Origin of the sequence: Prevotellamassilia timonensis, assembly GCF_021531665.1 — a bacterium.
GTDB lineage: Bacteria > Bacteroidota > Bacteroidia > Bacteroidales > Bacteroidaceae > Alloprevotella.
This window is the reverse complement of sequence record NZ_JADYUH010000010.1, coordinates 1-12413: the sequence shown is the minus strand read 5'-3', so window position 1 is coordinate 12413 and position 12413 is coordinate 1. Positions and strand designations below refer to the sequence as shown.

Genomic DNA, 12413 nt, shown 5'->3' with positions numbered 1-12413 from the left:
CGCTTACTTTTTATTTATGGTACAAATATAATGTTTTTTCTGAATTACCTTGTTTCGTATTGCCGATAACGGTTAGTATATGAAAAGTAGGCGATTTCGAAGTGCCAAATTTTCGGTTAAGCACAAAGTATAATACGAGCCAAAAGCCTTGAATTTACTACTGTTTCGCCTATTTTTTATATACATTGTTAGCGGGTCGTTATTTTTGTTTATCAGTCATTTATGTGTTTTTCTATTCCATCAATTATTGATTTCCAATCATCAACGTGTAATTCGTGTCCTGTACCTTCAAGGGTGATTAGATTTGAACCTTTTATTTTTTCTTGTAAAAAAACTGCATTCTTATAATGCCAAATTTTGTCGTCTGTTCCGTGGATAATTAAGGTGGGTTGTTTGATTTCGTTTAATCTGTTCCAATATTCTTCACCACCTTGCAATGCAGCGTGATTGAACATACTTATATAATTGTTGGCTCTATTGAACTCAGCTCTTATCAGTTTTTCACTTCTTTGTTTGTCAAATTGTTTCTTGCCACTCATTAATTCTGCACCCTGAATTAAATAGTTTACCACACTGTCTTCATTTGTCCAATTGACTGTACCTGCTTTACTATGGAAATCTAAAATACTCGTGTCCATTTCAGGTATAGTTGGGTCTGAGTCTCCCCAAGGGCCTGATGACATAAGAGTTAAGGAGTTAACTCTGTCGGCAAACTTTATTGATGCTATTTGAGAAATTAGTCCGCCCAAAGAAATCCCCACAAAATGTGCTTTGTCAATCTTGTAGCCATCCAATATTGAAATAGCGTCATTAGTTAAGTCAACAATATCGTATGGAGTAGAACCTGGTTCATAATTAGTGGATTTTCCTACATCTCTGTTGTCGTAACGAATAACAAAAAATCCTTTTTCAGATAATTGTTGGCAAAATTCAGTGTCCCAATACAGCATTGATGCGGTTGCACCTGCTACCAAAAGGATTGCTGGATTTTTCTTATTTCCAAAACTTTCCGTACAGAGTTCAATGCCGTTTGTTTTAATTATTTTCTCTTTCATTTCTGTTTTCCTTTGTTTGCAACTGATTATTATCAGTCCTAAAATTAATATCCAAAGTAGTTTTTTTTCATTTATCCCTTAATTCCGCAACACTTTGATTTAACTTTATTTATAAGTTCCTGAGCAACAAAAAGTTGCTCAGGATTTTGCCATGTCAGAATTTTCACTTATCTTAGTGTTGCAAAAAGAAAACAAGCAAAACTCTAATATGACATGGCAAAAATACAAATTAAATCTGAGAAACTCACACCTTTTGGAGGAATTTTTTCAATCATGGAGAAATTTGACTCCATGCTTTCACCCGTTATCGACTCAACACTGGGTCAGAGATGCAGCAGTATCTTCGGATATCAGTTCAGCGAGATAGTCCGTTCGCTGATGAGCGTTTATTTCTGTGGCGGCTCATGCGTGGAAGATGTAACGTCACAACTGATGCGCCATCTCTCGTATCATCCTACCCTTCGTACATGCAGCTCTGATACCATCCTCAGAGCCATCAAGGAACTGACACAGGAAAACATCTCCTATACTTCCGACCAAGGCAAGACCTATGATTTCAATACTGCAGACAAACTCAACACATTGCTTATAAACGCTTTGGTTTCTACAGGCGAGTTGAAGGAAATTGAGGAATACGATGTTGACTTTGACCATCAGTTCCTTGAAACGGAGAAGTATGATGCAAAACCGACCTACAAAAAGTTCCTCGGCTACAGGCCTGGCGTATATGTTATCGGTGACAAGATAGTCTATATCGAGAACAGCGATGGTAACACGAATGTGCGTTTTCATCAGGCAGACACCCATAAGAGATTCTTCGCTCTTCTGGAATCCCAGAACATCCGTGTAAATCGCTTCAGGGCAGACTGCGGTTCCTGCTCGAAGGAAATCGTCAGTGAGATAGAGAAGCATTGCAAACATTTCTACATCCGTGCCAACCGATGCAGTTCGCTCTACAATGACATCTTTGCTCTGAGAGGATGGAAGACGGAGGAGATTAACGGCATCCAGTTCGAACTCAATTCCATTCTCGTTGAGAAATGGGAAGGCAAGTGCTATCGTCTTGTCATCCAGAGACAAAGACGCAACAGTGGCGACCTTGACCTGTGGGAAGGCGAATACACTTACCGTTGTATTCTGACCAACGATTACAAGTCATCGACAAGGGACATTGTTGAATTCTACAATCTGCGTGGCGGCAAGGAACGTATCTTTGACGACATGAACAACGGATTCGGTTGGAGCAGGCTCCCCAAGTCATTCATGGCGGAGAATACTGTCTTTCTTCTGCTTACTGCATTGATACACAATTTCTACAAGACCATCATGAGCAGGCTTGACACCAAGGCTTTTGGGCTCAAGAAAACGAGTCGCATAAAGGCTTTTGTCTTCAGATTCATCTCCGTACCTGCCAAGTGGATCATGACTGCAAGGCAATACGTGCTGAATATCTACACAGAGAACCGAGCTTATGCAAAACCCTTCAAAACAGAATTCGGATAAGAATCCTTTCTTTCCGGTTTGAATCTGCGTATTACCTCAAGTCGCATCGTGGGGTAAGGGGATGGTGGCTACATATTGATGTTGTGCTGTTGCTTTTTACTGAAAGCTGCTACTAACGACTCATAAATCTACCCTTAATCGTGTATTGGATGATAGTTGCGGATTTTAGGTTTATTTCTTTTCGGAGCTCGTCTATTTTTTTATTGCCAAGTTCTAATGCTTCTATCTCCTGCCATTCATAGAGGCTATTATATGCCATACATCCGATAAGAATGGAGATAAGTATATATCCCAACCGTATTGCCTTATAGAAATTTCCTGACCGCTCCATTATTTTGATGACATTGATTTTTGGAACATGAATAAAAGTTTATCTTTTTCGTTCATGCGGATATTATCAGAATAACCGTCTTTTGCTATTTGATACCCGCATGGCTTAACCATAAAAATGCCTAAGCCCTTAGTATATGAACTTACTTCTGAGGCGTAGTCTTTACTTGTATTTAATGGAACTTTCCCTTTGATATGACACCACTCATTATTGCAACTGATGTCTTCAATCTCAGACATCATTTTTTGCAAATCTGTAATAGCTTTGGAACTCGCCTCCTGGGGTATCTGCAACTCAAAACAGAGCATCGGTTCGAGAATGTCCACACCTGACTGTTGCAAAGCCAGCCTGAAGACATAAGGGGTCAGCTGTCTGAAATCAGCAGGTGTGCTTACCGGGCTATAATACTCGGCTTGAGTAAAAGTTACTTTCAGATCTGTCACTTCCCATCCATGTAATCCCGATTGGCAAGACATACGAATCCCTTCAAAAACGGCATTTTGAAAAGAATGGTTCAGATAACCATAGGAGATGTCACTTTCGATCTGCAACCCTGTTCCTAACGGCAAGGGTTCAAGAGTCAGCCCTATTGTGGCCCAATAAGGGTTGGGTGGCACTTCGATCTGAATAATCTTATTAACCTTTTTTATAGGTCGTTCTTTGTAGATAGTCTTGATCTCATCAAAATGGACCTTTACGGAAAATCGTTCTTCCAGCAATGTCTGTATGATTTCCTTCTGGGTTAAACCATATAACGAGATTTCCAATTCATCACTATATGAGTTTATGGAAAAGGACAAAGACGGGTCTTCAATCCACAATGTATTCAGAGCGGATATCACCTTGCTTCTCTCTTCGGGCTTGTCTGGCCGGACGGAGGATTTGAGAGCGGGATGCTGATGGGATAATCCTTGAATCAAACAAGGTTTAGCACCTAAATAATCTCCTATTCGAAAATCTGCTATATCTTCTACAATTGCGATATCATTGGCACCCACTTCATCAACATTTATCTCTCTGCCCTGATAAATAGTCTTTAGATTTTTAATCTTGATGAACTTTTCCGAATCGTTGATTCTTACAACGTCTCGAAGTCTCAGACTTCCGTCAATTATTTTTAGAAAACTTCTTTTATGTCCTTTGGGGTCATGCTCTATCTTATAGAGATAAGCTGAAAGTCTGTTTGAGACTGATGCCGGAGGAAGTATAAAAGAAGAGATGGCGTCCAACAACTCATTGATACCGATATTGAACATTGCTGATCCATGTAGCACCGGATAGACTTTGGCTTTTGCCACAAGAGCGATTATCGTATTCCAATAATCAGCCGGTGAAATTTCGCTATCCGCCAAATATCGTTCTAATATATCGTCGTCATGGTTGCATACAAATTCTTTGTATTCTTCCTTTATATATGTTTGGGAGCAAACCGGATAAACCGATCCATCGACAACAGTTTGCATAAACAGGACATCTTGCGACAGATTTGTTTTTATATCCATATACAAACGCTCCAAATTCACACCGGCACGGTCAATCTTATTGATAAATATAATTGTCGGGATTTGCAGCTTTTGTAAAGTACTGAACAGCAACTTTGTCTGCGCTTGTATGCCTTCCTTTGCGGATAAGATGAGGACTGCTCCATCAAGCATTTTGAATGTCCGCTCCACTTCCGCAATAAAATCCATGTGTCCCGGAGTGTCAATGATATTGCATTTCACTCCATTCCAGATAATAGATGTCGTAGAAGCCCGGACAGTAATTCCTCTACGTTTCTCTATATCCATAGAGTCCGTTATGGTGTCACCATTATCCACACGGCCGCACTTTTCCGTTGCTCCACTGGCAAACAGCAGATTCTCGGTTACGGAAGTTTTTCCTGCATCAATGTGAGCAAGAATTCCTAAATTTATAATATTCATTTGGATTAAGCAATAATATACTACAATAGATGCATTGTCGAAACGCACCTTTTAATACCTCCTCGTAGCATGTGAGAACTACAGGATTACTAACTCGTATTAATATGTATATTATTACTGCCGCATAACGATTACAAAATTACACAAAAAAATATATCTAACAAAAGTGGGAGGATTTTTTAACTTTTTACCATAGACATTTTATTAGGGAAGCGTAGGTTCAACTGGTAAGTACAAATAAGTAGAAATGTTTGAACAACACCGTTTTAGGAAGTTGAAAAATCAAGTTTCTCTCTCGGTATAGCGTTTATTTTGGCCAATATCTTCTTTAGTTGAACAGACGAAGCAACAACTTGATGAATATTTTGCAGGCAGGCGCAAAGAGTTTGACATCCCGCTGCATCCTGTAGGCACAGACTTTCAACTCCAAGTTTGGAGAGCATTACTCCACATACCCTACGGAGAGACAAGGAGTTATAAGGAAATAGCGAAAATGATTGGTAATGAAAAAGCAGTGCGAGCCGTGGCTCACGCCATCGGTGCCAATGGGATTGACATACTCATTCCCTGCCACCGCGTGGTGGGCAGCGACCACGCCCTCACCGGCTTCGCGGGAGGGTTGGACAGGAAAGAGCATCTCTTGAAACTGGAAGGACACCTCTGAGCCATCTCAGAAATTCATTTTGAAGCCAAGGCTGAGGATTTCGTTGAGTTGAAGGTAACTTTTTCCCTCTTGACGTGCCACGGAATCATCAAAGCGGGGATAGATGAAGAAGCGAGTGGAGAGGAAATCATTGATTTTCAAGTCAAACGTATTCTCCCATTCCACCTGCACCTTGCGGTAGTCCGTGAAGTAGTAGAGGCGGGAGACCCAGGAGACCTGCTTACAGATGTTCCACTTGCTGTTGACGGTGATGTTCGAACCTCGTTCCCATTTCGTGTGGCTGCCGGCATTGACGCCAAAGGAGGGAGAGAGTTCTTTGCGATCCACATACTTAAACTTCAGAGCCAACGGAGAGATGGCAGCACTGATGTTGAAGTTCTTCTTGGAGAGTTTATAGTCCATACCGATGGAGAGCAACGACTCAAAGGGTGACATGAAGTCGGAATAGACCTTCGGGTCGTTGGCTTTGTAGCCTTTGTAGAACTGCGACCAACTTTGAAGCATGATGGTGTAGTACCAGTTTTTGAACGCTTGCACACCAAGTTTGTTGGTCAGACGCAAGAGGTCGGTGTTCGTGCGGAACTTGTGCTCGCTGTCGTCGCGGGAGGTTTGGAACCCGAGTCTCATTTCGAGTTTGTTGTCCCAAGAAATTTTCTTTTTATTGTTAAAGTTGGCGTCAATGGTCACCGTGGCGAGCAGCGCGTTGTTGCTTTCACCGCCCTTATACCAGTTGTCGGAAACATAGTTCTGAGTGAACTGAAGCGAGAGGTCTGTTTTGAAGGTCCAAAAGTTTGGTTTTCTCACGATGATGCCGAGGTCTGCGTCATCCTTGAGCACACCGGACGATGAAGGCGGCGCCGCGGTTTCCTTTTTCTTCAGTTGGTCGGTCAGCGTGGTTTGCTCCGTTGCCCCTTCCTTGATGGCAGTGTCGAGGTTCAGCGTCCCTTTGCCGTCTTCTTCACCGACCACGAACCACGGTTCATGTGCATAGACGGAACGAAGCAACGACTGCTGCGCTCCGATGAGGAGGTCGGTTTCTTCGGATATGCCTCTGCCGAGGTAGAACGAGGAAGTTTCCTCGGGCAACGTACCGAGCGTTTGGCGGAGCACGGAATGATAGAGCACGGGCGAACCGAGCAGCAAGGCGAAATAGGGGTTAGAGGAAGTGACTGCCACGCTGTCGGTTTGCTGCGCAAGGAAGACGCGCTTGACGGAATCCAGTTTTGCTGCGTAGCGGGTGGCGACAGAGGTGAAGTGGTCGGGCTGCGAGGAAGAGGCGGCGCGATGAGGCGGGCGCACCCTCTCCGCTGTGGCGCTCGGAGCCAACAGTTGGCACAGGAGAAGTGCGGAGAGAGAGAAGGCAGTTCGGATGGTCATGGTCTTGAAACGGCTTTTGCCGCGAGAGGGGGGAATATTATAAGGTATATATTATATATTGTCTATCACAATTTATGCGAAACGCTCGGCACTCTTCACGAAGCGGTCGGCACTCTTCACGAAGCGGTCGGCACTCTTCACGAAACGGTCGGCACTCTTCACGAAGCGGTCGCTGTTCGTTCATTTCTTCTTTTCGCTTTTTCTTTTGAAGAGTTCGGACCAGCGATTGAAGTCCTTTTGCAGTGCGATGCCGACGCCCTGTGTGGTGAGAGAGGTTCGGGTAAAATATCGGTCGGTGGTTTCACTATAGGCTTTCAGGCTTATGTTTCCTTTCGGTGTGAGGAGATAGCGGACGTCAAAGTCTCCGACGAAGTTGGAACCGTAGGTGGTGCGTTCTCGATAGCCAAAGTTACCGTTGATGAGCAAGCGGTCGTTCAGCAGTCTTCCTTGCAAGAGTCCGTCCACCTCCATGTCGCTCCATCCCATCGTTCCCGGGGAGAAGTTGGTGCCAAAGGTCCAGTGGGACTGCGTGCCGAGCATTTCGGAGATGGCGTTGTTGAGTTGAGCAGAGAGTGTCGTGGAAAGGAACGAGCGCATGGCTGCAGCGGACTGTCCGCGCCCCGCGTTCTCACTTCCGTTCTCGATGCCGCCCGTGTTGGTGGTGTAGAAGCGTCCGACGCCGAGGAGATAGAGCGCCTGTCGGTTCATGTCCTCCTCTGTGGAAATGAGGCGGAGCACCATCTGCTTTTCGTCCTCCGAGATACCGGAGAGGTCGAGGTCAAAACTGACTTGCGGTGCTTTGACTTGCCCGCTGATGTGGAGCACGGTGTTCACTTTGACGTTCTTGTCGCTGAATCCGGCGCCGTAGTTCAAATCACTGAGGCGCGCACCGTTCACAGTGTAGTATGCTTTCAAATTCAAACGTCCTTCATTCGGGATTCCGGTGAAAGAAAGTGTGCTTCCGGGCTGCAAAGTCAGGTCTTTGCGAATGATGTCCTGTACGCTGAACTTGTAGGTTCCTCTGACGATGTTGTAAGTGCCATACATCTCAAATCCACTTCGGTTGCTGAAGTTCACGCGAATCGGGCCCTCGCCGTAGGCAGTGATGGCATCGCCGGAGCGAGGGTCGGTGATGACTTTGAACTCCGCAGAGGGATTGGCATCGATGAGGAGGTTCAGCACGATTTCCGTTCCGGAAGGACTGGTGTTTCGGGGAATGAGTGTGACGGGAGTTTGGGAAAGCACGGCGGCTTTCAGTTTCTCCTCGGCATCGTGGAAGCGGAAGACATCGGCATTTTCTCCCACTTGGTCGGTGTCGGTCAGCGTATAGACGAACGTAGTGGGCGATTCGGGGCGGAGGTTGATGTCGGTCTGCAAATATCCCGGAAAACCCTGGATGTGAACATCTCCGCTACCGACAGCCCGGCATTGGAAAGGCATTTCGTCATCTTTCTGTCGGTCGTAGCAAAGGAGGCGGTTGGCTTCGACGCGGAAGTCATAGCGCAAGTTCTTGAGGTGGGTGTGCCTCAGTGCTCCCGTGACTTCGCCCTTACCGCCACGTCCGTCGTCCATGGCGAAGCCCTCAAAGAGGAAGGCGCCGGGTTCCATTTTCAGTGTACCGTTTTTGAGTTGATAGGTCACCCCCGTCACGGGAATGCGTGCTGTGACATCGGCTGTCACCTCCCCGCCAAGGTCGAGACCTTTGAAGGCGCCATAGAGTTTCACATCGCCCGTGGCGTTTCCTCGGAAATCCTCAAAAATACCATCGACATAGCGGCAGAGGAAACGCAGGTCGGTCTTTTTCGCCTTCATGTTCAGCGTGAGCGCTTTCTCCTTGATGCCCACATAACCGTTCAGTTCAGTGCCCCGGCTGCCGTCCTCCGTGAGTCTCATGTCGGCATCAAGGAGGAGTCTTCCCGTCGGATTGTCCCAACGACCGTTGATGCGGGAACGTCCCATGTAGCAGTCATTAAACAAGAAGTCGGGCACTGAGAGTCGGGCTTCGATGCGCGGGTCTTCCACGGTGCCAGCCAGCACGACACGTCCCGTGGCGCTACCGGCAAAGGAGACGTCGTCAAAATTCACGAGGTCAAGAATATATGCCACCTCCATGTCTTTCAGATTGGCGACCACGGAGTCGGTGCCGTGGGGCGAGAGGCGACCATTGACGGTGAGGCTTCGCTGTCCGGAAGCCACGCCGATGTGTTGTAAATCAATTTCCTTCCCCGTCACAAAAACGCTTCCCGAAGCCACCTGCCAAAGGCTGTCGGCGAGGAAGAATGAGGTGGGTTCAATGTGGACCCGATAGTCAAACTTACCTCCGCCGCGAGGAAGCGCACGAAGGACGGCAGCGAGACTGCCTTCATATTTTCGCGCCGAAGCGTCCAGGGCTTTCCACGAGAACTTCGCGGGCAACTCTCCGTCGCGGGTGTCCAACTGTGCCTCCAGGCGGAAGGGACGACGGGAGATGTGGCGAACGGTTTGACAGAAGAGGTCATAGTGGTTGCCTGAACCGGAGAGATAGCATCCCGTGCGCCCAAAGGAGTTGGAACCAATGCGGAAACTGTCGGTACCCACGGTCAGCGAGGAACGGCTTTGCGCATCTTCGGAGAGAAGAAGTTGAACATCCACACCGTCGTGGGCGAGTGCGATGTCGGTGCCCAGCAGGGCGTTCAAAAGGTCGGCGCTCTTCCAATGCAGGCGACCGCTCGTGGTTCGGAACCGGGTGGAGGCGGGATGCGACTGTGCTGTGCGAACTTGGGACGTGGCGGCTTGGTCACGGAGCGATGCGGTGTGGGACGCGGTGTCCGCCAGGATGCACTGCCACTTTTCTTTCAAAGCAGCGACCAGCCGCTTCGGTGAGAGATTGCCCCGCAAATCGGCGTCAAGGAAATCGCTGCGCAAGTGGAGGTGTTCTCCCTCTTCCGAGGGTTGGAGCAAAAGGTTCAAATTTTGAAGGGAAGCGCTGCCGTGAGGTCCTTCTCGCAAGTGCACCTCGGAGAGATGAATGTCTGCACGCTGCCCCTTCTGTCCCGGACTGAGAAGTTCGGCTGAAACTTTGCCGCCCACAGAGGCACGCTGCCACGCCGCAGGCATTCCGAGCAACTGAAGTTGAAGATTTTGGAGTTCACCTTTCACACTACCGCTCAGGAGTTTACCTCCTCCCCATTCCACCTTTCCTTCCACGTCTCCTCGTGCCTGTTCATCCAGTGAAGAGAGAGAAGCAGAAAGCGCGTGACGGAGGGAAGTGGCGCGTTGATAGTCCAAATTGAGACGTATGTCTTTCAAATCGTTTCCGCGCCATTGCATCTGTGGAAGGGTGACCGAAGAACGAGCAGCCAAGACCTCACCGCGCTGCAACGTGGAAGTCACCTCGGCTTGGGCGGTGAGCATGGTCGGAAGTGTCTCGGAAGCAAGGAGCGAGGAAAGAGCGACGTCGCGAACGGAGACAACGCCCTTCAAATGTCCGTTGTCGGCAGTGGCTTGCACCTCGGCTGCGCCGCAGTCGGTTCGAAGCGTGGCACGAAGGTTGCCGCGATCCGCGAGGAGACGATATGCACCGCTCGCGTTCAACTGAACCTCCCCCACTCTTTTCAACACGCCACACAGCGTACTGTCAGTCATCACCCCACCGGTCAACTCGGCGAGACTGCCGCGAGCGGCAAACAGTTGCAGGTCCGTCACTCCCAGATTTCCTTTTTCGGCACCGCCCCAGGCATAGTGTCCCTGTCGTGCTGCCACCCACAGCGTCCTGTCGTCATCCACTGAAAGATGAAGTCCCTCTGCCGTCAGTTTGCCCCGACGGCATTGCAAAGCAGTTTGCAGCGAGAGGAGGTGGGGAGCATGGTTCAACGCGTCAATGCCCAGGAAGGCAAAGTCACGAGTGTCAAGTTTCAAATTGGTCTTGAAACGGGAAGTGGAGAGTGTGGCGAGCGGTCGGGCGGCACGCGTGTCAAAAGCGGCAGTGATTTCCTCCACGAAGACAGAGGAGCGAGGCAAACGACACCGGAGATTTTCCAAATGTGCCGAGCGAGCGTTGCCTTCAAAGACAAACGAAAGATGGGAAAGTTGCAAACCGCTTTTCTCGCTGACCGCAACGTGACGCACACGAAGATTCATGGAATCGGGACGCAGCACACGCAGACTGACGTTTGCATCCAAATTCTTCAGAGAGAGATGATTCACGTCAAGTCCCGTTTTCTTGCGAGGCAGATAAAGCGCATCATAGTGGAGATTCACACGACGCATAATCAAAGAACGCACGCTCAGATTCAACGGCTTGGAAGGGCGCTCGTCTGAACTTTTGAACGCATCGACCACGAACTGGAAGTTCGGGGCTTCGTGCGCAGACGCTTTGTAGAGATTCACGTCGGTGTCAAGCAGAGAAAAGGTGCGGATGACCAAACGCTCTTTCACCAATGAGCGGAGTTCGATTTTGCAAGAAACCATTCCAGCCTGCAAAAGCGACTTTCCTTTTTGGTCTTTCACCTTGACATCGTGCAAAATGACCCGGTTGAACAAATCAACCTGTACATCGCCAATGCTGACCTCTGTCTTCAACACATCCCCCAAAATCTTGGAAGCAGTGGAAGCAATCCAGTTGCGACAAGGCGACAAGTTGAGCACCGCCAACAGAAGCGTATATACCAAAAGCAGTACGGCAATGGTCCATTGCAGAAACTTTCGGAAGGAATGTCGGCGGGGTTGGAAAGACATGAGCAGAATGAAGTGGTACGGTCGGTGAAAAACGCTTTCTGGGATTTATTCTGCGCAAATTTACAAAAAACGCCACGAAACGCCGCATACCTACGCCGTGCCTTTCTGTTTTGGCTTCATTTTCCCTTCAGTCCACGCAGAATGCGAACCGAAGCACTTCATGCCTGCTCCCGCTTTTTGATCTTCGTCGAAGGAGGCTTACGCCTGTCAACCTTTCCGGGAGCACAGCCTACGACTGTCTTCATATACGTAAATAAAAGGGAAAACAAAAAAACTATACAAACTATACACAAAACCCTACATTCAACCCTGCATCTCGCTGATTTTCCGCTCGTTACGAAATGTATAGTTTATGCTTCAAACTATACACAAACTATACACAAACTATACATTGAGAGACTAAGAGACTAAGAGACTAAGAGACTAAGAGACGAAAGACGAAAGAACAGCCTTTTTGAAACATTAATGTTCATGAATTTGATTCATTAAAAAGTCATTAATTGATTTTTTGAACACGAATTGTTCACGAATTGAACAGAATTAATGGGACAATTAATGAGACAATTAATGGACATTAATGGAGACACATTTCTTGCTGGGAGCGCACCCTTTTTGAAACATTAATGTTCATGAATTTGATTCATTAAAAAGCCATTAATTGATTTTTTGAACACGAATTGTTCACGAATTGAACAGAATTAATGGGACAATTAATGAGACAATTAATGGACATTAATGGAGAAATATTTTTGTTTTGGAACACGAAACACGCGAAATGTTCAGAAATTGAACGAATGAATGAAAGACAAAAACCGGAAAAACCCCTTGCGCTTGATGCAAAC

Annotated in this window: 5 protein-coding genes and 2 pseudogenes; 2 read left to right on the top strand and 5 right to left on the bottom strand. The window is 47.2% G+C overall.

From position 1 onward, the window contains the following. Window positions 1-212: 212 nt before the first annotated feature. Complete coding sequence (gene estT, locus I6E40_RS03490; RefSeq protein WP_235385520.1) at window positions 213-1055, bottom strand: macrolide hydrolase EstT; 843 nt, start codon at window positions 1053-1055, stop codon at window positions 213-215. Between the two features lie 213 nt (window positions 1056-1268). On the opposite strand from estT, the gene I6E40_RS03485 reads away from it, so the two are divergent. After that, entirely contained in the window at window positions 1269-2558 is a 1290-nt protein-coding gene (locus I6E40_RS03485; RefSeq protein ID WP_005814044.1) for an IS1380-like element IS612 family transposase, read from the top strand. A 130-nt stretch (window positions 2559-2688) separates the two neighbouring features. Here I6E40_RS03485 and I6E40_RS03480 read toward each other — a convergent pair. Beyond that, a pseudogene (locus tag I6E40_RS03480) lies at window positions 2689-2889 on the bottom strand (hypothetical protein); the annotation flags it as partial. Continuing rightward, window positions 2889-4814 carry a tetracycline resistance ribosomal protection protein Tet(Q) gene (tet(Q), locus tag I6E40_RS03475; protein ID WP_235385519.1) on the bottom strand — a complete coding sequence of 642 codons (1926 nt, stop codon included), beginning with the start codon at window positions 4812-4814 and terminating at the stop codon, window positions 2889-2891. The pseudogene I6E40_RS03480 and the gene tet(Q), both read right to left, overlap by 1 nt. A 340-nt stretch (window positions 4815-5154) precedes the next feature. Here tet(Q) and I6E40_RS03470 point away from each other — a divergent pair. Further along, window positions 5155-5478 (top strand): annotated as a pseudogene (locus I6E40_RS03470) (methylated-DNA--[protein]-cysteine S-methyltransferase); the annotation flags it as partial. A 6-nt stretch (window positions 5479-5484) separates the two neighbouring features. On the opposite strand, the gene I6E40_RS03465 reads toward I6E40_RS03470, so the two are convergent. Then, window positions 5485-6855 carry a DUF3078 domain-containing protein gene (locus I6E40_RS03465; RefSeq protein ID WP_235385518.1) on the bottom strand — a complete coding sequence of 457 codons (1371 nt, stop codon included), beginning with the start codon at window positions 6853-6855 and terminating at the stop codon, window positions 5485-5487. A 180-nt stretch (window positions 6856-7035) separates the two neighbouring features. Further along, window positions 7036-11571, bottom strand: a complete 4536-nt coding sequence (locus I6E40_RS03460; protein ID WP_235385517.1) for a translocation/assembly module TamB domain-containing protein — start codon at window positions 11569-11571, stop codon at window positions 7036-7038. Window positions 11572-12413: the final 842 nt, after the last annotated feature.

What these genes read in the sequence shown, in the direction of transcription:
- estT (WP_235385520.1), bottom strand. Translation starts at nt 1,055, where the DNA reads ATGAAAGAGAAAATAATTAAAACAAACGGCATTGAACTCTGTACGGAA.
- I6E40_RS03485 (WP_005814044.1), top strand. Translation starts at nt 1,269, where the DNA reads ATGGCAAAAATACAAATTAAATCTGAGAAACTCACACCTTTTGGAGGA.
- I6E40_RS03465 (WP_235385518.1), bottom strand. Translation starts at nt 6,855, where the DNA reads ATGACCATCCGAACTGCCTTCTCTCTCTCCGCACTTCTCCTGTGCCAA.
- I6E40_RS03460 (WP_235385517.1), bottom strand. Translation starts at nt 11,571, where the DNA reads ATGTCTTTCCAACCCCGCCGACATTCCTTCCGAAAGTTTCTGCAATGG.